At 52.4% G+C, this 25,941-nt stretch carries 23 protein-coding genes; 20 read left to right on the plus strand and 3 right to left on the minus strand.

Going from position 1 to position 25,941, the window contains the following annotated elements; all coding sequences use genetic code 11:
* Window positions 1-18: 18 nt before the first annotated feature.
* A complete protein-coding gene (locus DWX59_RS11390; protein ID WP_117559310.1) occupies window positions 19-1,452 on the minus strand; it encodes a sigma-54 interaction domain-containing protein in 1,434 nt (477 codons plus the stop codon).
* A gap of 492 nt (window positions 1,453-1,944) precedes the next feature.
* Here DWX59_RS11390 and DWX59_RS11395 point away from each other — a divergent pair, with 492 nt between their 5' ends.
* From DWX59_RS11395 to DWX59_RS11460, 14 genes are all read left to right on the plus strand, one after another.
* Window positions 1,945-3,096, plus strand: a complete 1,152-nt coding sequence (locus tag DWX59_RS11395; RefSeq protein ID WP_117559110.1) for an acyl-CoA dehydrogenase family protein — start codon at window positions 1,945-1,947, stop codon at window positions 3,094-3,096.
* A 44-nt stretch (window positions 3,097-3,140) separates the two neighbouring features.
* Window positions 3,141-3,608 (plus strand): MaoC/PaaZ C-terminal domain-containing protein, encoded by a 468-nt coding sequence (locus tag DWX59_RS11400; protein WP_117559112.1) that lies wholly within the window; start codon window positions 3,141-3,143, stop codon window positions 3,606-3,608.
* A gap of 12 nt (window positions 3,609-3,620) precedes the next feature.
* Window positions 3,621-4,373 carry an SDR family NAD(P)-dependent oxidoreductase gene (locus DWX59_RS11405; protein WP_117559114.1) on the plus strand — a complete coding sequence of 251 codons (753 nt, stop codon included), beginning with the start codon at window positions 3,621-3,623 and terminating at the stop codon, window positions 4,371-4,373.
* 68 nt (window positions 4,374-4,441) lie between these two features.
* Window positions 4,442-5,746: an acetyl-CoA hydrolase/transferase family protein gene (locus tag DWX59_RS11410; protein WP_117559116.1), complete on the plus strand. Its 1,305-nt coding sequence runs from the start codon at window positions 4,442-4,444 to the stop codon at window positions 5,744-5,746.
* Between the two features lie 14 nt (window positions 5,747-5,760).
* Window positions 5,761-6,996, plus strand: a complete 1,236-nt coding sequence (locus DWX59_RS11415; protein ID WP_117559119.1) for an L-lactate MFS transporter — start codon at window positions 5,761-5,763, stop codon at window positions 6,994-6,996.
* A gap of 40 nt (window positions 6,997-7,036) precedes the next feature.
* A complete protein-coding gene (locus DWX59_RS11420; RefSeq protein WP_117559121.1) occupies window positions 7,037-8,308 on the plus strand; it encodes a GntP family permease in 1,272 nt (423 codons plus the stop codon).
* Window positions 8,309-8,340: 32 nt separating this feature from the next.
* Window positions 8,341-9,999 carry a class I adenylate-forming enzyme family protein gene (locus tag DWX59_RS11425; RefSeq protein WP_117559123.1) on the plus strand — a complete coding sequence of 553 codons (1,659 nt, stop codon included), beginning with the start codon at window positions 8,341-8,343 and terminating at the stop codon, window positions 9,997-9,999.
* Window positions 9,986-10,936, plus strand: a complete 951-nt coding sequence (locus DWX59_RS11430; RefSeq protein ID WP_117559125.1) for an MBL fold metallo-hydrolase — start codon at window positions 9,986-9,988, stop codon at window positions 10,934-10,936. Before DWX59_RS11425 ends, DWX59_RS11430 begins: the two co-directional genes overlap by 14 nt.
* A 29-nt stretch (window positions 10,937-10,965) precedes the next feature.
* Window positions 10,966-11,769: an electron transfer flavoprotein subunit beta/FixA family protein gene (locus tag DWX59_RS11435; protein ID WP_117559127.1), complete on the plus strand. Its 804-nt coding sequence runs from the start codon at window positions 10,966-10,968 to the stop codon at window positions 11,767-11,769.
* Window positions 11,770-11,783: 14 nt separating this feature from the next.
* Window positions 11,784-12,791 carry an electron transfer flavoprotein subunit alpha/FixB family protein gene (locus tag DWX59_RS11440; RefSeq protein ID WP_117559130.1) on the plus strand — a complete coding sequence of 336 codons (1,008 nt, stop codon included), beginning with the start codon at window positions 11,784-11,786 and terminating at the stop codon, window positions 12,789-12,791.
* A gap of 21 nt (window positions 12,792-12,812) precedes the next feature.
* Window positions 12,813-14,738 carry an oxidoreductase gene (locus DWX59_RS11445; protein WP_117559132.1) on the plus strand — a complete coding sequence of 642 codons (1,926 nt, stop codon included), beginning with the start codon at window positions 12,813-12,815 and terminating at the stop codon, window positions 14,736-14,738.
* Between the two features lie 166 nt (window positions 14,739-14,904).
* Entirely contained in the window at window positions 14,905-16,305 is a 1,401-nt protein-coding gene (locus DWX59_RS11450; RefSeq protein ID WP_117559134.1) for an RNA polymerase factor sigma-54, read from the plus strand.
* 107 nt (window positions 16,306-16,412) lie between these two features.
* Entirely contained in the window at window positions 16,413-17,351 is a 939-nt protein-coding gene (locus tag DWX59_RS11455; protein ID WP_227116035.1) for a PhzF family phenazine biosynthesis protein, read from the plus strand.
* A gap of 122 nt (window positions 17,352-17,473) precedes the next feature.
* On the plus strand, window positions 17,474-17,734 hold the full coding sequence (locus DWX59_RS11460; RefSeq protein WP_117559136.1) for a putative signal transducing protein: 261 nt from the start codon (window positions 17,474-17,476) through the stop codon (window positions 17,732-17,734).
* 6 nt (window positions 17,735-17,740) lie between these two features.
* Here the strand turns inward: DWX59_RS11460 and DWX59_RS11465 are convergent, their stop codons facing one another.
* Complete coding sequence (locus DWX59_RS11465; RefSeq protein WP_117559139.1) at window positions 17,741-18,538, minus strand: EcsC family protein; 798 nt, start codon at window positions 18,536-18,538, stop codon at window positions 17,741-17,743.
* 240 nt (window positions 18,539-18,778) lie between these two features.
* On the opposite strand from DWX59_RS11465, the gene DWX59_RS11470 reads away from it, so the two are divergent.
* The 4 genes from DWX59_RS11470 to DWX59_RS11485 all read left to right on the plus strand — a co-directional run bounded on the left by DWX59_RS11470 (window position 18,779) and on the right by DWX59_RS11485 (window position 22,037).
* Window positions 18,779-19,228 carry a MarR family winged helix-turn-helix transcriptional regulator gene (locus DWX59_RS11470; protein WP_117559141.1) on the plus strand — a complete coding sequence of 150 codons (450 nt, stop codon included), beginning with the start codon at window positions 18,779-18,781 and terminating at the stop codon, window positions 19,226-19,228.
* The gene (locus DWX59_RS11475; RefSeq protein WP_117559143.1) at window positions 19,218-20,573 is read left to right on the plus strand and encodes an MATE family efflux transporter; all 1,356 of its coding nucleotides are present in this window, start codon (window positions 19,218-19,220) and stop codon (window positions 20,571-20,573) included. Before DWX59_RS11470 ends, DWX59_RS11475 begins: the two co-directional genes overlap by 11 nt.
* A gap of 112 nt (window positions 20,574-20,685) precedes the next feature.
* Window positions 20,686-21,864: a glycosyl hydrolase family 18 protein gene (locus tag DWX59_RS11480; RefSeq protein WP_117559145.1), complete on the plus strand. Its 1,179-nt coding sequence runs from the start codon at window positions 20,686-20,688 to the stop codon at window positions 21,862-21,864.
* Entirely contained in the window at window positions 21,822-22,037 is a 216-nt protein-coding gene (locus DWX59_RS11485; protein WP_117559147.1) for a hypothetical protein, read from the plus strand. Before DWX59_RS11480 ends, DWX59_RS11485 begins: the two co-directional genes overlap by 43 nt.
* Here DWX59_RS11485 and DWX59_RS11490 read toward each other — a convergent pair.
* On the minus strand, window positions 22,013-23,113 hold the full coding sequence (locus DWX59_RS11490; RefSeq protein WP_227117290.1) for a LuxR C-terminal-related transcriptional regulator: 1,101 nt from the start codon (window positions 23,111-23,113) through the stop codon (window positions 22,013-22,015). The two genes, DWX59_RS11485 and DWX59_RS11490, sit on opposite strands and share 25 nt — an antisense overlap.
* A 370-nt stretch (window positions 23,114-23,483) precedes the next feature.
* Here DWX59_RS11490 and ptcA point away from each other — a divergent pair, with 370 nt between their 5' ends.
* Both ptcA and DWX59_RS11500 read left to right on the plus strand, forming a co-directional pair.
* Complete coding sequence (gene ptcA, locus DWX59_RS11495; RefSeq protein ID WP_117559149.1) at window positions 23,484-24,500, plus strand: putrescine carbamoyltransferase; 1,017 nt, start codon at window positions 23,484-23,486, stop codon at window positions 24,498-24,500.
* 25 nt (window positions 24,501-24,525) lie between these two features.
* Window positions 24,526-25,938 (plus strand): APC family permease, encoded by a 1,413-nt coding sequence (locus DWX59_RS11500; protein WP_117559151.1) that lies wholly within the window; start codon window positions 24,526-24,528, stop codon window positions 25,936-25,938.
* Window positions 25,939-25,941: the final 3 nt, after the last annotated feature.

Consider the following 25,941-nt stretch of genomic DNA (forward strand, 5'->3'; position numbering starts at 1 on the left):
GTTTTTGTGGTTTGTGTTTTATATGCCGTATTTCTTGCGTTTTTTGGAGAGCGTGGAAATATCCACCCCCATGGCTTCGGCTGCTGCCGTGGTGGTCTTGTGGCGTTTCAGGGCCTCACAGATCAGCCGCTTTTCCAACAGTACGGTGGCATCCTTCAGGTTCAGGTCCGGGGAATCCATGTCTGAAATCATTCCAAGGACACTTTCACCTCCCGGCACCGTAAGTGAGGATGGAAGTTCTGCGGGGGTAATCACATCATTGGTGCCGATTACCACCAGGCTTTCTATTGTATGCATCAGTTCCCGGATATTGCCGGGCCAGTCGTGCTGCATAAGGACGTCCATGGCAGAAGCGCCCATGGTCTTGCGGGTGGAGTATTTTTGGTTAAAGCGGTTCAGGAACGCATTCACCAAAAGGGGGATTTCCACGGTCCGTTCACGGAGCGGGGGAATCTCCACCGTCACAACATTCAGCCTGTAATATAAATCCAGCCGGAACTGCCCGTCCTTAACCATCTGTTCCAGATTGCGGTTGGTGGCTGCGATGATGCGGATGTCTAAAGGCACGGTTTTGGCAGATCCGATGCGCCGTACGCTCCGTTCCTGGACCACCTGCAAAAGCTTTGCCTGTATGTCAAGGCCCAGCTCGCCGATTTCATCCAAGAACAGGGTGCCGCCGTCAGCCAGTTCGATAAGGCCTGTCTTGCCGGTCTTGGAGGCGCCTGTAAATGCGCCGGCCTCGTATCCGAAGAGTTCGCTCTCAAAAAGGCTTTTTGGGATGGCCCCAAGGTTTACATGGATGAAATTCCTGTTTTTACGGTTGCTGATGGAATGGATGAATTTTGCATATACATCCTTGCCCACCCCGGATTCCCCCAGGATCATCACCGAGGTGGTGACAGAAGCAAGCCTGGTTGCTATTTTATAAATCTGCTTCATACGGTTATCTGAGATAATGATATCCTTGGATAAAAGGGAAGTGGTCAGTAATTCGTTCAATTGGGACTCCAGGGCCAGGTTCCTGGCATTTAACTGGTTTAATTCCGACTGCATGCGGATGGATTCGCTGCAGTTGGTGACAGAGTAAATCAGGTACCTGATCTCGCCGCGGCTGTCCCGCACAGGGGTCAGGGTCGTGGCGATAAAGTCCTCATTGGGATAGGTTACGATGTCGGTGAGCTCCTCGCCTGTTTCCAGCACCTGGTCGGCCATCACGGGACCGGACAGTGTGACCAGGTTCCTGCGGGATATGATCCGTATATCCTGACCGATGAAATCTTTTATATTAAAGCCCGCCATGGCGCTGTAGTAATCATTGCCCCATAAAATCATACCCTTTGCGTCTGCAATGATGATTCCCAGCCTGCAATGGTCTAAAAGGCAGTATAATGTCTGAATATCAAGTTCTTTTGTTTCACTGTTCTCCACGGTCAATCTCCATTCTCTTATCATCACTCATGATGACCCAATCATGCAATGTCCTGTCCGGGTCCTGTAAATAAGAATAGAACATCATTAATTTTTTGTCAAACACTGTTTGGATGATTATTCCTGACATCGGTAAAAATAAGAAGCGTATTTGTGCAATATGCCGGTGCCTGTGTTTGAAAAAAATCATAATCCATGTTAAAAACATAGCAGGAATTTGGAAAAAAATCAACATCTTAGTTGAGATATTTTTTCCGACAATAGTTTTAATTCCGGCAAAAAAATAAATAATATTTTTTTTTGTTTTTTATTATCACTGTATTTACAAGGCTTTTTCTACATTTCCTATGTCCCTTCCCTCTTTTTATCAGGACAAAAAAGCCAATATTTGAAAAAGCAGGAAAGAAAATTGCTATATATAAGGGCAGAGGGTAAAAAATTACATCAGTATGGTTTCGGCCATGGATTGTTAAATTTTTTACAAATCAAATCAATGATTCAATTTAAGGAGGGCTTATGAACAAATACTTTTTAACCGAGGATCAGCTGATGATCCAGGAACTGGCAAAAAAGTTTGCTGACGAGGTAGTGGCGGCAACGGTAACGGAACTGGACGAAAAACATGAGTTTCCCATGGCAGAGGTAAAACAGTGCGCGGAAATGGGATTTTTAGGGGTCTGCGTGCCGGAAGAGTACGGCGGCGCAGGACTGGACCATTTAAGCGACGTCCTGGTCATGGAACAGCTTGCGCGCCATTCCTCCTCCCTGGCCTCCATCATTGACGCCCATGCATCCCTTGGAAGCATGCCTATCCTTATGGCGGGGTCCGAAGAGCAGAAACAGAAATATCTGGCTCCGGCAGCCACCGGGGAGACACTGTGCGCCTTTGCGCTGACTGAACCCCAGTCAGGCTCTGATGCGGCCCAGATCCGCACAACCGCTGTCCTGGACGGGGATGAGTGGGTAATCAACGGATCCAAGGCATTTATCACCAACAGTACATATGCGTCCACGTTCCTGGTGGCGGCAAAAACAGATCTGGAGGCAAAGGGCAGCCGCGGCATCTCCATTTTCATTGTTCCGGCAGGCCTTCCGGGATTTGAGGTGGGCAAGCCTGAGGAGAAGATGAGTAACCGCAGCTCCTACTCCTGTCCGCTGTCCTTTACCGATGTGCGCATCCCGAAGGAGAACCTGGTGGGGGAATTAAACCGCGGGTTCCCGATTTTCATGAAGTGTGTGGATGACGGCCGTGTGGCAATCTCCGCGGTGGCGGTAGGCATGGCGCAGGGGGTCCTGGAGCGCGCGGCCAGATATTCCAAGGAGCGTGTGACCTTTGGCCATCCGATCTGTGAGAACCAGGCCATTGCATTTAAGCTGGCCGAGATGGCCACTGAGATTGAGGTGGCAAGGGCCATGCTGTATAACACGGCGCGCATGAGCGACAACGGGGTTCCGTTCAGCAAGGAAGCAACCATGTGTAAGATGTTCTGTTCCGAGATGTGCGTAAGGGTATGTGACATGGGTCTTCAGATCATGGGCGGCTATGGCCTGTGCAATGAGTATGAGGTGGAGCGCTTCTACCGGGATGCAAAGCTTCTGACCATTGGAGAGGGGACTTCTGAAATCTGCCGCATGGTGGTTGGAAGACATGTGCTGAAGGAATATTAAAAATCAATAACCGGACATGATCCGGGATACAGGAGGGGTTTTAGATGAAACGTTCGTTTTTGTACCTAAGTGAGTTCCATGTGGGTGATAAGTTCATCACACTGTCAAGAACCGTCACGGAGACGGATGTGGTGCTGTTTGCCGGGATAACAGGGGACAACAACCCAATCCACACGGACAGGACTTATGCGGAAAGCCTGCCGTTTAAGAGCAGGATTGCCCATGGACTTCTTGGCGCGGGCATTGCCACCGGCCTGTGGGGCCGCATGGGCCTGGTGGACGGTTCCGCCATTGCGGCGCTGAGCACGGAGTGGAAGTTTGTCGGCGCCATTAAGATCGGGGATACCATCCACTGTGAGGTAGAGGTGCTGGAAGCCAAGCAATCAAAATCCAAACCGGACAGGGGCGTGCTGAATATCCAGTATACCATCCTGAACCAGGACAATCAGGTCTGCCAGGTGGGAAGCATGGCAACCATGCTGTACTGGGCGCCGCCGGAAGAAAAGGAATGAGGAGGTCTGAATATGGAAATCAGAAGATATGATGAAAAAATCGCGGTTGTAACAGGCGCTGCCAATGGAATCGGTCTTAGCATGGTAAAGCGGCTGGTGGAAGAGGGGGCCAAGGTAGCTGCCCTGGATATTGATACTGAGACAATGGAAAAGGAATATGCGGGACAGGAAGAAGACATTTACCAGGTTTACTGTGATGTCGCAGAAAAAGAGAGCGTGGACCAGGCAATCGCAAAGGTGCTGGAGCACTTTGGCAGGATTGACGTCCTGTTCAGCAATGCGGGGATCATCGGACGCCAGAGCCTTCTGGATACAACCGAGGAAACATGGCGCAGGGTAATCGATATCAACTTAAACGGCATGTTCTTTGTGAACCAGGCAGTGCTGCGCTCCATGGTGGAAAGAGGGATAAAGGGTGCGGTGGTCAATACCAGCTCCATTGCCTCCGCCACAGTGTCAAGCAACACGGGCGCCTACAGCGCCAGCAAGGGAGGGGTTACCCAGTTTACCAAATGGGCTGCCCTTGAGATGGCGCCTCACGGAATCCGTGTCAATGCAATCGGACCAGGAACCAGCGTTACAAGGATTACCGAGGGAACGCGTTTTAATCCGGAGCGGAATGAGAAATTCCTGCGCAACATACCCATGGGCCGGTATGGGGAGCCAGAGGAGGCAGCGGCGGCAGCCCTGTACCTGGGCAGCGAGGATGCCAGCTACATTACCGGCGTCACATTGCTGGAAGACGGCGGATTCTCACTGTTCTAAATCCAGAGGGCCGGGGCGTGCCTGGATACCCATTCCCGCCCCGGCCATAACACAGGAAAGGTTGAGATATGAATATGGATTGGAAAGAAAAATATGCAGATAAGATTTATACGGCGGCACAAGCGGTTGCCAAAGTTGAATCAGGGGAAAAGATCATCTTTGGGGACTGGGTCAGCGAGCCGCCCGCATTGGTGGAAGCGCTGGTAAACCGGGCGGATGAACTTAAGGGAGTGGAAATCATACACGGTATGAGCCCGGGGCCCAATGCCTATGTGGCGCCGGAATACCAGGGCATTTTCCATCACACATCCCTGTTCATCGGACCAAAGACCCGGAAAGCCTATGCGGAAAAGAGGATTGATTACATCGGCGGCACCACCTTCAGCCGCTGGCCGGACCTGTTCGCAAAGAACCCGGATTTAAATCCGCACTGGGCATTCATCCAGGTTTCGGAACCGGATGAGGAGGGGATGTGCAGCTTTGGCAATGCATGCTGCTTCTCGGAGCCTGCTGCCAGGACAGCGGACCGTATCATTGCACAGATCAATCCCAAGATGCCCACCCTTGGAGGCAAGAAGATTTCCCTGGATAAGATTGATTATATCGTACCGGCCGAGTCCGGCCTTTACACCATAGGAAGGGCGGAAATTGACGCCAGGACACAGACCATTGCAGATTATGTGGCGGAACTGGTGGAGGACGGGGCCACCATCCAGCTGGGCATCGGGGCATTGCCTGACGCCATTGCAAGGAACCTGATGGACAAGAAGGACCTGGGCGTACACTCCGAGACACTGACCGAAGCCATGATGGAACTGGTGCAGGCAGGTGTCATCAACAACAGTAAAAAGACCCTGAACCCGGGCATATGCATTGGCGCCCAGGCTGCCGGCTCTGAGAAGTTCTATGAGTTCATTGACCATCATCCGCTGTTTGCCGTGTATCCTGTGGATTACGTCAACAACCCGTATGTGGTGGGGCAGAACTACAAGCAGACCTCCATCAACTCCTGCATGGAAGTGGACCTGAAGGGACAGGTGAATTCCGAGACCGTGGGCGGACGCCAGTACAGCGGCATCGGAGGACAGCTGGACCATGTGCGGGGAGCCCAGCTTTCAGAGGGCGGCAAGTCCATCCTGGCCTTGAACTCCACGGCCAAACAGGACACCATATCGAAAATCGTGCCCTATTTTGCGCCGGGGAACGTAACCACCATATCCAGGTATGATGTACATTATATCGTGACCGAGTATGGCGTTGCGGACCTTAAGTACAAAACAGAGCGCCAGAGGGCCCTTGCCCTTATATCCATCGCCCACCCCAAGTTCCGTGATGAGCTTAAGTTTAAGGCAGCGGAAATGGGAATTCTGTGATTAGGAGATGTGCAATGACCATGACAAAACAAAAGAACAGGCGTATGATCCTGGGCGCGCTGTTTGTCAATGCGTTCTGCTGCGGAGGCGTGTACGCATGGAGCGTGTTCTCAGGTTCCCTGGCAGAGTACCGCAACTGGGACTACGGCCAGGTGACGCTGGCATATTCCCTGATGTCCCTCATGCTTTCATTTTTCGGGATTGCAGGCGGCAAGATATTGGACCGGTTCGGGCCTAAGAAGCTGATGCTTGCGGCCAGCGTCATGTGGGGCGGAGGATGGTTCCTGACAGGATGTGTGGGACAGCTTTGGCAGCTCTATCTGGTGTTTGGGATCATGGCGGCAGTAGGATCCGGCCTGGCGTACAATCCCAGCATCACCACGGCGGTCCGGTGGTATCCGGACAAAAAAGGATTTGCATCAGGGCTTATAACAGGAGCCACGGGCCTGTCCTCGCTGGTGGTTGCCCCGGTGGCTAATATGCTGTTGGAGCGGTATAATGTATCCGTGGCGTTCAGGATTGTGGGGGCCGCGTTCCTGCTCCTCATGTTCTGTGCAAGCCTTTTGACGGATACGCCTGAGCCTGGATGGGTGCCGGGCGGCTGTGAAGCCGGGGGGAAGGCATCAAATGCAGGCGCTGCAAATGATCTTACATGGAAGGAAATGTTTGGCGACAGGCGGTTTTACCTGATATGGCTGGCATTTTTAGGGGGCTGTGTGTCCGGCCTCATGCTGATTGGACACGCATCCACCATCGGAAAAGAGGTTGCGGGCATCAGCAGCGGCGAAGCAGCGCTCCTGGTGGGAATCATGGCAGTGGCCAATTTCCTTGGGCGTATGCTGATGGGGGGCCTGTCGGATAAGATTGGCCGCTACCAGACAATCCTCATATCCCTGGCAGCCAGCACCGTGGGCATGGTTGTACTGTCCCGGGCAAAGGGATTTTTCATATTCGTCACAGCGCTTATCCTGCTGTGCGTCTGCTTTGGCGGCGTACTGTCCGTATTCCCCAATATTGTGTCTGAGAACTTCGGGCTTAAGAATATGGGGATTAACTACGGTATCGTGTTCACTGCTTACGGGATTGCCGCACTGATCGGCCCCATGACAGCATCTGCGGTTAAGGATGCCAGCGGTTCCTACAACATGGCATTCATCATTGCAGGGGTATTTGCGGCAGCTGCATTTATACTGGTATATGTAATCTATTGTATGTCAAAGAAAAATAAGGAAATCCCTGGAATGGATTAATTGCGGGAAAGTACTGTAAAATAGCAGAGGGAGAAATAATATGGGTGTATTGTTAGCGTTTGCTCTTCTTGTAATATTGATGTATAAAAAGGTTCCGATCCTTGTTGCTGCGCCGGTGTGCGCGGCGTTGATGGCGCTTCTGTCCGGGCTTAACGTGTTAGGCACGCTGACCGGGGATTATATGGATGCCATGGTCGGATTTATCAAATCTTACTTTATACTGTTCTTAATATGTGCGATATTCGGACGTATCATGGACGTGTCCGGCGCCGCATATTCCATTGGAAACTGGCTGGGTTCCCGGCTGGGGGCAAGATATGCAATCTGGGGCGTAAGCGTTGCGGCGTTCGTCCTGACCTATGGCGGCGTATCCTGTTTCGTGCTTGTATTCGCAATCTACCCAATTGCACTGGTGCTGTTTAAGGAAGCCAATATCAGCCGTAAGCTGATTCCGGGCGCCATTGCGGCAGGCGCATTTACCGCCCCCAATATTTTATGGGGGTCCCCCGGACTTTGTAATGTCATCCCTACTACATACCTGGGCACCACGGTTAAGGCGGCTCCCCTTGTAAGCGTAATCTGCTCCATTTTCTTCTATCTCAGCGCCAATATTTACCTGATTTATGAGAACAGGCGCATGCAGAGAAAGGGAGAGTGCTTCATACCCACAGAGAAGATTTCCAAGCTTTTAAAGGAAAGTGCTGAGAAGAAGGCCATCAGCCCGGTTGTGGGCCTGGTTCCCATTGCGGTCATCATCATTGTCCTCAACGGATTCAACATGGATGTGAATATCGCCATGCTGTGCGGTGTGATTGCTGGCTATATCCTGTTTTGGAAAAATATCAATGATAAGATGGACACCCTGGTTGTGGGTGCCCAGAATGCGATTGGCTCCATCATGAACACGTCAACGGCTGTCGGTATCGGCGGCGTGGCAAAGATAACATCCACATTTACCAGCCTGGTGAACTGGGTATCCAACTTCAGCGGATCCCCGTTAATCTCGTGGGCAGTGGCAGTAACCGTCATATCCGGGGCCTGCGGTTCCGGCTCGGGCGGCGTGGCGCTGGCATGCTCTACCCTGGCAGATAAGTACCTGGCCATGGGCGTTAACCCTGAAATCCTGCACCGTATTGCCAGCTGCGCATGTATCGTCCTGGACTCCCTGCCGTGGAACGGCGTCATGATAACAACCATGGCGGCCTGTGACCTGACCCACAAGGAAGCGTATAAGCACCTGTTCATGATTACCGTGGTGCTGGCCTTTGTTAACCTCTGTCTGTGCGTTGGCCTTGGCCTTATGTTATATTAATCATAAAAATACCTTTTAAAAAGGAAGATAAGATGAAAGCTTTAGAGGAACGCCGGAAAGATCTGATGGCCAGTTATCCTGTATGGAAGAAAATGACGCTTTACCAGGGTCTGGCATCAAAGGCGGCCGAGTGTCCAAACCATGTGTTTTTGCTGGTAGAGGGAAGAAGATATACCTACGGGGAAGTCCTTAGGGAGGCGGACCGCATCAGCGCGGCCTTTTGCGCCATGGGACTTGCCCGGGGCGGCTGTGTGGCCGTTGCCCTGAGTAACCGGATTGAATTTGTCACAATCACATTTGCCCTGGCACAAGCCGGGGCAGTGAAGGTGCCTGTGAACCGCAATGCAAGCCTTAGGGAGCTGGAGTATATCCTTGAGCAGACCGGGGCCAGGTTCCTGATTACAGAAAGGCCTGTGGAAGCTGAAGATAAGCCTGCCTGCCCCGGACCGTGCCATATCATCTGCCTGGATGGCGCTTTCAGGGCGGACGGACGGTATCTTTCATGGGAAGATTTTCTGGAAAAGGGGAAGGCCCCGGACATGGAGATGCCCTGGCCGGATGGGGACAGCATTTCCGACATCATATATACATCGGGCAGCACAGGGCGGCCGAAAGGAGTGATGCTTTCACATGACATGCTGTGGCGCAGCGCATTTGCCAGCTGCGTGAACAGGGGGTATGAGACGGGGCGCAGGATATATGTACCCCTTCCCCTGTTCCATGTATACGGTTATGTGGAAGGGCTGCTGGCAGCGGTCCTGGTAGGGGGAAGCATCCTGATTACCAGAGGCAAATTTGATGTAAAGAAGGCGCTGGATACCATGGAACAGTATGAGGCCAATGATATCTTAAGCGTGCCGTCCATCATGATGAAGATCCTCCAGTATCCCGGATTGGAACAGTACGGGCTGAAGGAACTTCACGCAGTCTACTGTTCTGCCTCCATCTGTCCAAAATGGGTGTGGAAGGCAATACGGGAAAAGCTAAGGGTACAGGAAGTAATCACAGGATATGGAATGACCGAGGTCTGTGGGGCATCCATGCAGACAGACCCTGAGGATGATGATACGGTCCTGGCCGGGCGTGTTGGAAAGATCCTTTATGGAGGCCCGGCAGGGGAGGAGCGCCTGAATGGGAATATAATCCAGTACAAGGTAGTGGGTGAAAACGGTGAGGAACTGCCCGCAGGGGGCTGCGGTCAGCTGCTGTGCAGGGGGCCTATCGTGACCAGGGGATACTACCGGGACGAGGAGGCAACGGCCCTGGCCGTGGATTCAGAGGGATGGCTGAAAACAGGGGATGTGGGGTATTTTGATGAAAACGGGTACCTCAAATTCCTGGGCCGCTGTAATGATATGTATAAGATCAACGGGGAAAATGTCTCGCCCCAGTACCTGGACAAAATCATATCCAGGTGCGGGCATGTGGTAACGGTGGAGACCGTTGGCGTGCCGGATGAGAAGCTGGGGTATATCGGCGCCGCGTTTGTGGATGCGGGCAATCCGGACCAGGAGACAAAACAATCCATTGTGGATTACTGTAAGGCAAACCTGGCGCCCTACCAGGTGCCAAGATATTTTTTCTTTACGGACAGCAGTACCTGGCCCCACACAACCACTGGCAAGGTACAGAAATTTAAGCTTCGGGAGATCGCAAGGAAACGGATGGAGGAAGAGGATGGCCAGGTTTGAACATGTGTCGGGCAATACGGGCTGCCTGTATCTGCGGGGAAACTGTATCCCTGTGTACTGTATGTCTGAAAAGGAGTGGATCATCATGGATTCCGGCTCACGGTATGACCGGGAGGAACTAATCCGTTTCCTGGGGGAAAATGCAATCCGTGTAAAAGCAGTGCTCACCAGCCATGCCCATTATGACCATGTGGGGAACCATGCCCTGCTTCAGGAAATGTATGGATGTGAATGTGTCATGTCAGCCTTTGACGCAGGGGCGCTTCGGGATACGGTGGCCTTAAAGTCCTGTTTTTACTCCTGTACGGAGACTGAAATCAGGAATCATTTTTCTGATATGGTGTGCAGGGCTGACCGGCTGATTGAGGATGGGGCAGGGGAAATCCTGGTGTCAGGCATACCGTTTCAGGTGATTGGCCTGCCGGGACACGCGGCCAGCCAGGTGGGGTTCATGACGCCGGATAAGGTGGTTTATCTGGGGGACTGCCTGCTGGGGCCTTCTGAGGCGCGGCAGGAAAAGGTAATCTATATGCTCAACTGGAGGACCGCCCTGGATACCATGAAAACAGCGGCCGGGCGTTTTGACGGCTATCCCTGCATCCTGTCCCATTATGGGGTACACAGGGACATGAAGGCCGTACTAAAAGCCAATCTCCAGGCCTTTGAGGAGATGGAAGGGCGCATCCGGGAAATCATGCCGGGGGAGTTTTACCTGGAAGACATGGTGAAAGGGCTTGTGGGGCATATGGGCATCCTGGTAAAGAGCCTGCCAAAGGCCCGTCTCATGGAGCGGGTGGTGCGCTCCCTCCTGGAATATATGGCGGAGACAGGCGGACTGGAAATAGGGATAAAGGACGGCATGATTGTATATACGTATGGAGGCAGTTCCCATATGTCCGGCGGTTCCTGCACGTCCGGCAGCTCCAGGACACACTGACAACAATGAAAATAAGAGGTGGATGATATATGAATATATTAGTTTGTATCAAACAGGTACCGGATACAACCGAAATCAAGATTGATCCGGTAACCAATACATTAATCCGCGCAGGCGTTCCAAGCATCGTCAATCCCTTTGACGCATATGCGCTGGAAATTGCTGCCCGGATCAAGGATGTGACGCCGGGAACAAAGATAACACTGCTGTCCATGGGACCGGACCAGGCCAAGGCAGCCTTAAAGGAGTGCCTGGCCGTGGGAGGCGACAAGGCGTATCTGGTCAGCGACAGGGCCTTTGGCGGCGCGGATACCCTGGCCACCAGCTATACCCTTAAGACGGCCATAGAAAAGCTGGAGGAGACAGAAGGCAGATTCGACATCATTTTCTGCGGCAAGCAGGCCATTGACGGCGATACGGCCCAGGTCGGACCTGAGATAGCGGAGCATCTGGACTACCCGCAGGTCACGTACGCGGTGGAAGCCAGGGTGGAAGGCGGGGAAGTCCTGGTAAAACGCGAGACAGGGGATGGCTTTGAGGTACTGGCTGCCAGCATGCCATGTGTTGTCACGGTTACAAAGCCCTACTTTGACCCAAGGTTCCCCACCATCAAGTCCAAACTGGCGGCGGGGCGCGCGCAGATACCTACACTGACAGCGGACGACCTGCCTGTGGACCGGGAAAGCATCGGTTTAAAAGGTTCCCCTACCAAGGTCAAGAAAAGCTTTACTCCTCCCCAGAAACAGGGTGGGATCAAGATTTCTGAGGACAGCAGCGAGGCATCGGCCAGGAAGTTATTCGCCATGTTAAGCGATGCAAATATCATTGGATAGAGGGAGGAATTGACATGGAGGCTAAGAACAAGGACTTATGGGTATTTATAGAAACGGACCAGGAGGGAAGGGCCAGGAACGTGGGCCTGGAACTTCTCAACCCGGGAAGGCGCCTGGCTGATAAGCAGGGCGGGGAACTGATAGGCGTCGTAATCGGATGCGGCATAGAAGAGGCTGTCAAGGCAGCCGTTGCATATGGGGCTGACAAGGTAATTGCCGTGGATGGGGAAGAATATAAACACTATACCACCGATGCATACACGGACGCGGTCTGCGCCCTGGTTGAAAAATACGGGCCCACCACCATGCTCATCGGCGCCACCAATGAGGGCCGCGACATGGGGCCGCGCATCTCCTGCCGTTTAAGGACAGGACTGACGGCAGACTGTACGGGCCTTGATATTGATGAGGAAAGCGGCAACATGGCATGGACGCGTCCTGCCTTTGGAGGAAACCTGATGGCCACCATCCTCTGTCCCAACCACCGTCCCCAGATCGGCACGGTCCGCCCGGGCGTGTTCAAAAAGGGGGAAAGGGATGATGCAAGGCAGGCAGAAATAATCCATGAGGATATCCATATCACGGCTGACAGGATACGCACCCGCCTGGTGGAAGTCATCCATGAGATGGGGGCGGAAAACGTGGACCTGGAGGGCGCCGAGATTATTGTGTCCGGCGGCCGCGGGGTTGGCGGGCCTGAGGGATTTGCGCCCTTAAAGGAACTGGCCGACCTGGTTGGAGGCGTCCTGGGAGCGTCCCGCGCAGCAGTGGACTCCGGCTGGATTGCCCACGCCCATCAGGTGGGACAGACCGGCAAGACCGTGGGTCCCAAGGTGTATATTGCCTGCGGCATATCCGGGGCCATCCAGCATGTGGCAGGAATGAGCGGTTCCGGCACCATCATAGCAATCAACAAGGACCCGGAAGCGCCAATCTTTAATATTGCTGATTACAGCGTGGTAGGGGACTTAAAGCTGGTAATTCCCGTGCTGATCCAGGAAATCAAGAAGAGCCGGGCTTAGACGAAAGGAAGTTATTTCCCTATGTATGAATGTTTATTTGAAGAAAACCAGATTGGCACCATGAAGTTAAAGAACCGTCTGATCGTGCCGGCCATGTCCACCCGTTTTGTGGGGGAGGACGGCAGGGCCACGGAGCAGTTCACCGCCTACCATGAAACCAGGGCAAAGGGCGGCTGGGCCCTGATCATTACAGAGGATTTCCTGATTGATGAGGGAGTGGGCATTAAAAAGGAACTGCCGGGCCTGTGGGATGACGGGCAGATTGAAGGTTATAAGAAATGTACGGACCGGATCCACGCCGCAGGCGGGAAAATCTGCGCCCAGATCTATCATGCGGGGAGGAATACGCACAGCGGCATCACCGGCATCCATAATGTGGGGCCGTCCCCTATCTGCGACCCTTCCAACCGTGAGGTGCCCCATGAACTGACGGCCGGGGAAATAAAGGCCATTGAGGAAAAGTTTGCGGATGCTGCGCTGAGGGCCAGAAAGGCTGGATTTGACGCGGTGGAGCTTCATGGCGCCCACGGATACCTGATTGCCCAGTTCCTGTCCCCATTCTCCAACCGGAGGACGGACGGGTACGGCGGCACGCTGGAGAACAGGGCCAGGTTTGCGGTGGAGACAGTGAAGGCGGTGAAGGAAAAGGCGGGATGGGATTATCCTGTGCTGTTCCGGATTTCAGCCACGGAGTTCATAGACCAGGGCATGAATGTGGAACAGGCAAAAGCCATCTGCAGGCTGGTGGAACAGGCGGGGGCGGATGCCATCAACTGTTCCCAGTCAGGCCCGGCCACATTTTACAATACGGTCCCCAGCTTCTACGTGCCAAACGGCGCATTTGTGGAACTGGCCAATGAGATAAGGAAGGTTGTGGGCATCCCGGTTGCAACGGTGGGAAGGATTAACAGCCCGCAGCTGGCCGAGGAGGTCATCCTGTCCGGCAAGGCCGACCTGGTGGCCATGGGGCGGGCATCCGTGGCAGACCCGGACCTGCCCCTTAAGCTGCAGTCAGGGGATACGCAGTCCATACTCACCTGCATCGGATGCTGCCAGGGATGTCTTGGAAGCACGTTAAAGAAAAAGACGCTTACCTGCCTTGTGAATCCCTTCGCAGGCAAGGAGACCACACATTCGCCAAAGGACAAGGCAGGACATGTCAGGAAGATAGTGGTTGCCGGCGGAGGCATCAGCGGCTGCGAGGCCGCCATTGTGGCTGCCATGCGGGGCCATCAAGTAATCCTGGCGGAGCGGGAAGGGAAGCTTGGGGGACAGTGGATTGCGGCCGGCATGCCATGCAGCAAGGCGGATTTTTCTTCCTTTGTAAGCTGGCAGAAGCATATGCTTGAACGTCTGGGGGTGACCGTGCTTCTAAACCAGGAGGCGGACCGGGAATTCCTTCTTTTGACGGCCCCGGACCTGGTGTTTGACGCAACGGGAAGCACCCCTGTGAAGGTGCCTGTTCCCGGGATTGAAACAGCAGGAACCGCATTTGCCCAGGAAATCCTCACAGGGAAAAAGCCATGGGGCGCCCATCCCCTGATTATAGGAGGAGGGCTTGCGGGCGCGGAGACTGCTGAGTTCATTGCCGGTTACCAGGTTCCGGTGGAACTGGTGGAGATGCGGGATGCCATTGCCATTGACTGTGAGCCGGGCCCCAAGTATTTCCTTTTGAAAGCATTGAAGGAACTGGGCGTGTCCATGTACACCAGCACAATGGTGAAGCGTGTGGAAGGGACAGCGGTGGTGCTGGAAAGGGATGGCAGGGAAATGCGGGTGGAAGGCATTGACCAGATCATCCTGGCCGTGGGGATGCGTCCGTCACAAGGCCTGAAGGAAGCGCTGGCTGGTACGGGACTGGAGGTAAGGTCCATCGGGGATGCCGCTTCGGTGAAAAACGGGTTTTCCAATGTGCAGGAGGCATTTGCAGCTGCCTGGGACATCTGAGCCTGCCTGGGATATCTGAGCCTGCCTGGGACATCTGAGCCTGTCTGTGATATCTGAGCCTGCCTGTGGCATCGGAACCTGCCGGCCAGGCAGCGCCCCATAAAGCCCGGCGCGCGGCATAAGCTCCAATCTGGATGTGGTTCCGTTGATAAGAGGAGGGGGTTGCGTGGAAAATGGTCTGGTCATGAGCCAGGAACTGAAACAAAAGCAGACACTGTCCGCATACCAGTACCAGTCCCTTCATATCCTGCACCTGGGCAATGCCCAGGTAGGCGAACTGCTGAAAAAAGAATACCTGGAGAATCCCTTCATCGAACAGAGGGAGGGATTCTCAGGGGAGGAATACCAGTGGCTGGAATATTATAAGTCCAATATGAAGGAGGACAGGGCAGTTGCGGGGCCTGGAGGCGGGCCGGAAGCCAGGGACACGGATGAGGATGCTGTAAAGGAGTTACCCACATCCTGGTGCGACTGGAGGATGGATATCAAGGAACAGCTTTATGACGGCAGGACACCGGCTGCACAGCGGCGCCTGCTGGAGCAGATGATCCTTCTTCTGGATGACCATGGCTTCCTGGCCTTTTCTGAAGCAGAAGGGAGCGGGCTGCTGAAGATACCGGTCAAACAGTACCGCGCGCTCAGGAAACAGCTGATGGAACTGGAGCCTGAGGGAATCGGATGTGTTTCCATGGGGGAGTATTTCCTGTTCCAGCTTATGAAAAAAGGAATCCATGTGCCGGATGCTTTCCGGGACCTCTGCATGAACCATCTGGAAGATATCACGGAGATGACTTTTATCCAGATTGCACATAAGATCCACGCCTCCTTTCAGGAGGTCAAACGCTGGGTACGGGTCCTGGGCACGCTGGAGCCGTATCCAATCCGGGATTCAGGGATGGGGTCTGCTGCGGAAACAGTGATTCCCGACATACTGATCGTGCCCAGGGGCGGCGAGCTGGAGGTCAGGGTAAATGACTATTATACGCGCCAGTACTGTGTCAGTGATTTTTACCGCAGGACAATAAAGGATGAGGACAATGCAGAACTGCAGGAGTATATGGACAGGAAGCTTCTGAGGGCCAGGCAGATATATCTGGCAGTGAGCAGGCGCAACCGGACCATCTGCCGTGTGGGGGAATACCTGTTGAAGGTCCAGGCCGGCTTTTTCAGGGGCGGATTCCTTGCCGGGATGACGTATAAGATGTTTGCAGAGGAACTGGATATCCATGAATCCACGGTATGCCGCATTGTCTCCAACAAATATGTGTCCTGTCCCCAGGGGATACTGCCCCTTAAGTATTTCTTCAGCAAGGGCGTGGACGTGGTGGATGGTCAGGGCCGCGTCACAGGCACCATGGGGAAATCCAGTGTCAAGGAGCTGATTGCATTCCTTATTGAAAAGGAACCTGGAGACAGGCCCTACAGTGACGGGAGGCTGGCAGATATGCTGAAAAAGGAATATGGCCTGCGGATTTCGCGGAGGACTGTCTCCAATTACCGGGAGGAGGCCGGGATCCGCAGCGTGTATGAGCGGAAGGCGCAGGAGGCGTATGGGCGGGAAACCTGATGTTTGGTTTTCACGCTTTTTAAATGGGCTGTCCGCAGCTATATGGCGGTATAAGCCGTATACGGTATCCTTGACAAGATACCGGCAGCATGAGAAAATGGAGGAATGTGAAAAAACAGATCCTAGGACAGACTTCCATGTATGACAGGCATCCATGGGAAGAGGGCAGGGGAAAGGATATCAGTATGAAGGTAAATGTTTATGTTGCAAGCGCGTTCAGTAAGGATGATATGGGCGGAAACCGTGCAGGCGTGGTGCTTGGGGAAACAAAATTAAATAAGGCGGAAAAAACCGCAATCGCATATCAGTTGGGGTATTCGGAAACAGCCTTTGTATTGAAGTCAGGGAAGGCTGATTTTAAGCTGGAATATTTTACGCCCACAGGGGAAGTCCCTTTATGCGGCCATGCAACCGTGGGCACGTTTGCTGTGCTGAGGCATTTACATAGGTTGGATAAGCCGTGCCATACAATCGAGACAAAATCCGGCATCCTGCGGGTCACTGACAGCGGGGACGGCCTGATTCTCATGGAGCAGAATGCCCCGCGTTTTTATGAAACCCTTAATAAGGATGATTTGCAAAGATGCTTTCCTACAGACATCCTTGCCCATGACATGCCCATTCAGATTGTCTCTACCGGATTAAAGGATATACTGGTCCCTGTAAGCAGCCCGGAGGCCCTGGAACGGATGATTCCTGATTTTGCAGCGGTTTCCAGGCTGAGCCGGGAAAAGGACTGCGTGGGTGTCCATGCGTTTTCGCTTGTGAGGGAGGCGGGGGAAGGGGGATTAACCGCGGTATGCAGGAATTTTGCCCCCCTTTATGGAATAAAGGAGGAATCGGCAACCGGTACATCCAACTGCGCCCTGGCCTGTTACCTGTACCGGTACGGTTTGAAGCAGCCGGGCTATGTGTTTGAGCAAGGGCGCAATTTAAACAGCATATCCAGGATATATGTCCGTGTGGAAGGTGGGGATGATGCTGTTTCAGGAGTCAGTGTGGGCGGATACGGATATGTGGAAGGCAGCAAGACGGCTGCTGTTTAGGGACAGACAGGGAATCCCCGGGAAAGCATGGTTAATGCTTGCATGGATTCATTGGATAGGATATAATGAAACCACAAAAAGCAGGGAAAAAGGAATTATCATAGAGTGAAAGGGGAAGGCCCATGATTACGGTTTTTAATAGGAAAGAACTTCTTGTCACATATTCCATGGAACTTCAGTCCAAGGCCAGGAATGTCCTTAATACGTACGGGATTGACTATATTGTGGATACAGGCGGCACTGCGGCGCGCAGCATTGGATCGGGGCCGATCGGGGTGGACCGGTTTGGAACCAATCCCGCCTGTTCCTGTGAATATAAGATATATGTGAACAGGAAGGATTATGAGAAGGCCCAGGCTGCATTGGCCGGTAAATTGAAATAGGGCCTTTCAGATTCCTTCCAGGAAGCGGCGCTTATATTTCATCTCCGCATAATCCGTTATTTTCTTCATGTACACCGCATCATACATCCCTCCAATCACGCCCGCAATGGGGATTCCCTGGAGAAACTTCATATATAAGAGTTCATGGGAGAGTGCTTCTGCTGTCAGACGTATCTCTTCCTTTTTATTGAGTCCGGCAAAGGCCTGGTCAGGGGAAAGGGATACGGATTCTGTAATCATCCGGTTCAGCCCTTCATCAGCCATGACCCGTTCTTGCCCTGATAAAAAGGGGATACGGATCAATCTTAGGATAAAACACTGCTCACCGGCTGTATCATAGGTGAAACCATAGCTCAGGGCAAGCTCGTAGATTGCTTTCAGGATCATTCCCGTAAACAGGGGGATATCGGGCAGCCCGATGCCAAGGACACCCAGTCCCATACCGCTGGCGCCGGATACCAGGAGGTTGAAGGCTTTGCTGTTTCCTGCATGTTTGGAAAATGCCTTCAGGTTCTTCCTGTTTTCCTTCAGACCCACGGCGTAGGCATTGACCTTGTAAGCCAGCTCACGGTTCTCTTTATGGCATGTTTTTTCGATGGTACCGGTTCCCTTTTCAAACACCAGTTCAAATGCCTTAAAGAATGCCAGGTCAAGGGCAGAGGACAGTTTGTCGGGGACGAACCGTTCCAGCTGCCGGTTTATGAAAGGCTGCCTATTTTTTCCGGTGTTTTGGAGGAAGCAGTCCTCCTGCTTCTTTAGCGCAGCCCACTCTGCTTCCCTGGCTGATTTCCTTCGGAATACCATGATTTCACCTCCGTCTTTCTGATTAAGCCAAAACATTCCTGCTGATAGATATGATACCACAAAACCTTAATAATGGGAAACCGTTGGAATGATCCGTACACAGAAAATCCCTCATGCGGTTAATCTCCTATCGTCCTGATGGTACATAATGCTTGACAGACATATAAAAAGCTACTATAATTGTTGATTGTTGCAACTGTTGTATAATGCAATGAATGTGACCACGGACAGGGAGGACGTATGAACCAGTATATAGGAATATACCGCCGCTGCGAGCTGCTGTATATACGGAGTGAGTTTGAAAAATATGCACTTCAGCCTCTGGAAGGGAAAATCCTTTATTTTCTGCGCAAGGGATGTTGTACCCAGGAGGATGTATGTATTTATTTTAACATGGACAAGGGCAGGATTGCCAGGAACCTGTCGGAACTGGAGGAGAAGGGGCTGGTTTGCCGGGTTGTGAATGAAAGCAACAAACGGCAGAAGCTGGTAAGCCTGACCTCCCAAGGCAGGCAGGTCCTGTCCGGCATTGACAGGATTTTTGAAGAATGGGATGCTGTCTGCTTTTCCGGCTTTACGGAGCAGGAGCGTTGCCTGTACCAGGATTTTGTAAAGCGCATTGCTGAGAACGCCATGGAATACAGGCATAGCCAAATCAATCAGAAGGAAGGATGTACATATGATAAATAACCTGACAGAGGGGAAACCTTTAAAGCTTCTGTTTTTCTTTGCAGTTCCCATGGTGGTGGGAAATCTGTTCCAACAGCTTTACAACATGGTGGATTCCATGGTGGTGGGCCGGTTTGTGGGCGAGGATGCCCTGGCCGCGGTGGGCTCGTCCTTTCCCGTGGTTTTTCTTTCCGTGGCAGTGGCGGCCGGACTCTCCATGGGATGTACCGTTGTCATCTCCCAGTTCTTCGGGGCCGGGAAAATCAGGGAAATGAAGGTAACGGTGTCAACCGCCCTGATATCCCTGGGCGTGATTGGACTTATCATCATGGGGATTGGGGAACTGACTTCCTTTCCCCTGCTTAAGCTTTTGGGGACGGACCCGGATATCATGACAGATTCACTGGCATATCTGAGGATTTATTTTGGCGGGGCAGTGTTCCTTTTCCTGTATAATTCCCTGAACGGTATCTATAACGCCCTGGGAGACAGCCAGACCCCGTTAAAATTCCTGATGGTGTCGGCCCTGACCAACATTGTCCTGGACCTGCTGTTTGTCATTAAGTTCCATATGGGAGTGGCCGGAGTGGCCTGGGCAACCCTGATTGCCCAGGGACTGTGTGCATTTATCTCATTTTTCGTGCTGGTCCGCCGGCTTAGGAGGATGGAAGATGGACCAGGCGTCCGGGAAAAGGAATTTTCCTATTTTGACTTGGACGCGGCAAGAAGGATTGCAAAGGTAGGGGTGCCGTCCATGCTTCAGCAGTCCATTGTGTCTGTCAGCATGATGATGATGCAGGGCCTGGTGAATTCATACGGAAAAGTATTTGTGGCAGGATACACGGCAGCCACCAAGATTGATACACTGGCCATGCTTCCCAATATGAACTTCTCCAATGCAATGTCCAGCTATACGGCCCAGAACATTGGGGCAGGTAAGGTGGACCGGGTAAAACAGGGATACCGGTCCTGCATGTTCATGGTGTTCATTTTTTCTGTCATCATTACCCTGCTCATCTACTTGTTCGGTCCCCAGCTTCTGGGATTGTTCCTGGAACAGGGGTCTGAAGGCAGCGCCATGAGTTACGGCCTTAAATATATGAAGACCGTGTCAGTGTTCTATCTGCTGATGGGCGCCCTGTTTGTGGGCAACGGCCTGCTGCGCGGCGCCGGGGACATGGGTGCGTTCATGCTCAGTTCCATCGTCAACCTGTTTTCACGCGTGGCAATCGCCTATCTGCTTGCACACTACATAGGCGCCAGCGCCATCTGGTGGTCCATTCCTACGGGATGGGCAATTGGATTCATATTCTCCCATATGAGGGTGAAAAGCGGGAAATGGATGTCCAAACGCCTGGTGGATTAACCGGCGGATTGGCGGGCTGCCTGAAACGGGCAGCGGATACAGGCTGATATTTCCGTATTAGGACTGGCTTCTGCCGCATATAATTCAATAAATACAGGCTCAGGAGCATGCTTTGGATATATATGTGGTAAAACAGGGAGACAGTGTGGATTCCATTGCAAAATCATACAATATTTCAGCAGAAACAATATTATGGGACAATCAGATAGAATACCCATACCGCCTGGCCGTTGGCCAGGCTCTTTATATTTCTGACGGCAATACGGTGGAGGGAAGGAAACTGCTCTATACCAGCGGATATGCATACCCGTTCATCAATGAGGAGGTGCTGGAGGAAACCCTGCCCTACCTGGATGGACTGAAGGTGTTTTCCTATGGTTTTACCCTGGAAGGGGAATTGATTCCGCCCATGAGCGATGATGCGTGGATGATAGAGCGGGCGCAGCAATGGGGGACGCGTCCCATCCTGACACTGACCCCCCTGGGGGAAGACGGGCATTTTAATAATAATCTGGTATCGGCCCTGGTGCGCAGCCATGAACTGCAGCAGCGGATCATATGGGAGCTGGGCAGCACCATGCAGGAAAAGGGGTTTGGCGGTCTGGACATTGATTTTGAATACGTGCTGGCAGATGACAGGGAGGGCTTTGCCGCATTTGTGGGCCTGGCCACCAGGGTCATGAACCTGTTCGGGTATCCGGTTACCGTGGCCCTGGCTCCCAAGACCTCGGCTGAACAGAGGGGACTTTTGTATGAGGGAATTGATTACGCCCTTTTGGGTGCGGCGGCCAACCGTGCCATGCTGATGACCTATGAGTGGGGATACAGCCAGGGCCCGCCCATGGCCGTGGCTCCCATCAACATGGTGAGGCGGGTGGTGGATTATGCGGTCACCGCCATTCCAAGGGAGAAACTGAGTCTGGGCATACCTAATTACGGATATGACTGGGCCCTTCCCTATGAGCGGGGCGTGACCAGGGCCAAAACCATTAACAACCACCAGGCGGTGCAGCTTGCCATTGATTTTGGCGTGGATATACGATTTGATGAGACTGCCATGTCCCCCTACTTCCGGTATTGGCAGTACGGAATCCAGCATGAGGTGTGGTTTGAGGATGTGAGGAGCATTAAGGCCAAGTTTGACCTTATCAAGGAATATGAATTGTCAGGGGTCGGGTACTGGCAGTTGATGAGCCTTTTCAGGGCCAACTGGCTGATGCTGAACGAGATGTTTTACATTGAGAGGGAGTGGCCGGTGATGGAACGGCTGGATGGGACAAATGGGACATAAGGATATGCTGGCTGGACTATGAGCAGGCATCCAGGATTGAGGTCAAAGGTCTGGCTGATTTTGTGACCCAGGTGGTGGCGTGCAATAGCCTGGTTGGGGAGGAACTGCCTGCAATCCTGGGGAATGAATTTTCTAACACACCCCAGGCCTATTTCCAGGGCATGTCTTTCTGATATTCAAAATAAACCTTCAGGAGCTGGCTGCGCTTGGTCACATTTACCTTCTGGAAAATGTTATGCACATGGGTCTTGACCGTTCCGATGGAGATGAACAGTGCATCGCTGATTTCCTGGTTGTTTTTATCCGTGAGAAGAATCCTCAGGATATCCTGTTCCCGTGAGGTGAGCTGGTAGTGGCTGGCAAAATGAAGGAATACGGTGTTGCTGTCCGGCCCATACGGCTGTTTTTTCTCCGTACTGTCTGTCGGGGCCTGCGTTTTGCCGGCCGAAAGCGCGGACGCCCCTGCATCCGCCATTGCCGTCATCCCTGCATCCGTCATCGCCGTCATCCCGTCATCCGGTGCGGGAAAAGCGTTTCCCGTCATGTCAGGGGCCTGGATTTCTATCAGCGGGCCCTGCAGCTGCCGGGTCAGGTATACCAGGGCATACGCTGAATACAGGATGCTCATCATGTCCTCGGAGAAGCTGCGGTTATTGATTTTGACCATGATATCCGAGTAGACGTCAAAGGAAAAGATGACGATGGTGTCTTCTGCCAATATCAAAAGGGAAAAAACAGCGGTAATCCACAGCAGGCTTTTATAGGAATGCATTTCCCTGTCCAGTTCCCCAGGATGTTTTTTCAGGTACAGCAGTCCGGAAACGCTCAGATACAAGGTAAAGAGCTGGGCTGGAAGATAATAGAGCCAGACCTTGAACGCGCCGTATCCCGCGGTGGGGATGAACAGGAGGCTGAGGCCTAAGAGCACCAGGGCGGCCGTATCCCGGTTTTTCCGGCGCCGGGGAAGCACCTGATGCTGGATGGAAACCAGGCAGAAGGAGGTTACCAGGAATATAAGCGTCTTAAAGGCAGGCGCGCTCATGAACTGCAGGTCGTAGCGGACAGAGAACCCGTCTAAGAATTCGGTCATGTAGATAATGATATTGTCTAATATATAAAAAAGGAAGAGAACGGCGGTTGCGGCAGTCAACTGCCTTTTTTTGTGCCTGTAATTAATGATGCAGAAGGTAAGAACCATTGTATAAAGAACGATAAGGAAAATGTTGTAAATGAAAATCAGTATATCCATGAAATCCTCCTCTGACATGCTGCTGTATGCGGCACCTAAAATATATCAAAAAACAGAAGATTTAGCAAATTGTTTCTTTGGATAAATCTGAAAAAAATTATGCAATATGCACAAGGAGTTTAGGAAAGTTTAGTTGGTTTATGATGAAAGTATGAATAAAATCATCCTTTTTCATGAGACGGCGGGAGGGGGTCATATATCTGCGAATCCATCCCGGGGATGATTTTAAACCCTGCCCCGGGGCGCTATGATGATGTCACAAGGCGCCGGACACACAAGAAGCCTCAGGAGATACCGTATCCATGATGCATGGCAGGCTCCGCATCCGGACGTACGAAAAAACAAAAACATATTACAGGAGGAAATGAACATGTCAGTAAAGGATTTCATCGACACAAACGAATTTACCAAGGAGGAACTGATGGACATCATTCATCTTTCATTAAAGATTAAGCGATGCATCAAGGCCGGTTACTACCCGCAATTATTAAAGAATAAATCCCTGGGTATGATTTTCCAGCAGTCCTCCACCAGGACAAGGGTTTCCTTTGAGACTGCCATGGAGCAGTTAGGGGGACATGCACAGTACCTGGCTCCGGGACAGATCCAGTTAGGAGGACATGAGACAATCGAAGATACAAGCGCGGTCCTGTCCCGTCTGGTAGACATCCTTATGGCACGTGTGGACCGCCACAAGAGTGTGGCCGACCTGGCTAAGAACGCAACAATCCCAGTTATCAACGGCATGTCTGACTATAACCATCCAACCCAGGAAATGGGCGACCTGTGCACCATGATTGAGCATTTGCCGGCAGGTAAGAAATTAGAAGACTGCAAGGTTGTATTCGTAGGGGACGCCACCCAGGTATGTGCTTCCTTAATGTTCATCACCACCAAGATGGGAATGAATTTTGTACACTTTGGGCCGCAAGGCTACCAGTTAAATGAAAACCACAGGGCAATCGCAGAGGCAAACTGCAGGATAAGCGGAGGCACCTTCCTGGTTACGGATGATGAAGATGAAGCCCTTAAGGACGCGGATTTCGTTTACACAGACGTATGGTACGGACTGTATGACGCAGAGCTTTCCGAGGAGGAGAGGATGGCTATCTTCTATCCGAAATACCAGGTAACCCCTGCCATGATGGCCAAGGCCGCGCCCCATGTGAAATTCATGCACTGTCTGCCTGCCTCCAGAGGGGAAGAGGTTGTGGATGAAGTGATTGACGCAGGTTATTCCATTGTGTTTGACGAGGCAGAGAACCGCCTGACCGCCATGCGGGGACTGCTTGTATATTTCCTGGGACAGGCTGAGAAAAAAGCGGACGAAGAGGAAAAAGCAAATGCAAAGGCGGACCTGGAAGTATTCTTAAAAAGAACGCTGTAATTCAGCATAAAAGGGGGCAAAACACATGGCTGAAACACATGGAAAGAAAAAATTCAAATTAACAGATGCAATCCTGTCCGTTATCTGCGTTGTATTTGTGGCAGAAGCAGCGGCGCCGGTGGCTGCAATCGGAAACTCCCAATATTTCTGGTGGATTTTCCTCATGCTTACCTTTCTGCTGCCCTATGGGCTGATTGCCTCGGAACTGGGCACCACCTACGACGGGGAAGGCGGGCTGTATGACTGGGTGAGAAAGGCCTTTGGCTCCAAATGGGGAACCCGGGTTTCCTGGTATTACTGGATTAATTTCCCACTGTGGATGGCATCCCTGGCAGTGATGTGCCCTGAAATGCTCAGCATTGTCATCGGGCGTCCCATTGGGGTCATTCCCTCATTAATCATTGAACTGGCATTTATCTGGGTGATTGTGGCTATCAGTTTTTTCCCTGTGTGCGACAGTGTGTGGATTCTCAACGGCGCTGCCCTGATTAAGGTGCTGCTGGCTGTAATTGTAGGCGGACTTGGCATATACGGCGCAGTGACCCATGGGGTGGCTAACGAGTACACGGCTGCTTCACTGATGCCCAGCTTTGATACAAAGAGCCTGTCCTTCATATCTGTCATCCTGTTTAATTTCCTGGGGTTTGAGGTGGTGTGCACCTTTGCGGACGATATGGAGGATCCCAAAAAACAGATTCCCCAGGCCATTGTTTCAGGCGGTCTTGTGATTGCGGCAATCTACATATTCTCTGCCTTTGGAATCGGCGTGGCAATCCCCACCGCTGAGGTCAGCACCAGCAGCGGGCTCATTGACAGCCTTCAGCTGCTGACCGGTCAGACAGGCGGCCTGTTCATTTCCATCATGGCAATCATGTTTGTGCTCACGCTGTTCGGCAATATGATTTCCTGGTCCCTGGGCGTGAACAATGTGGCCGGTTATGCGGCCGAACAGGGGGATATGCCAAAGGTATTTGCCAGAAAGAGCGTGAAGAACGGCATGCCGGTGGGCGCTGCCATGATGAACGGTATCGTGGCCAGCGTGGTTGTGGTCATTGCTCCCATCCTTCCGAACCAGGACCTGTTCTGGAGCTTCTTTGCACTGAACCTTGTGATGTTCCTGCTGGCATACCTGCCCGTATTCCCGGCGTTCCTGAAGCTGCGCTCCATTGACCCGGAAACAGAACGTCCCTTTAAGGTGGGAGGAGGCAGGGCGTTCTTAAAGGTCCTGGCAGCCCTCCCCATGATCATGATAGTCATTTCCCTGGTATTCATTGCAGTGCCCATGAGCTTTGATGCCCAGACATTAAATGAAGTGCTGCCCATTACCATTGGCTCTGTTGTATTCATCGGCGTGGGGGAATTGCTGGCAGCTAAAAAAGGAAAGGCGCCTTTAGTCAGGACAGAGGCGGCCATGGAGAAAGAAAAAATAATAGTATGACGA

Origin of the sequence: Enterocloster aldenensis (assembly GCF_003434055.1) — a bacterium.
Classification (GTDB): Bacteria; Bacillota; Clostridia; order Lachnospirales; family Lachnospiraceae; genus Enterocloster; species Enterocloster aldenensis.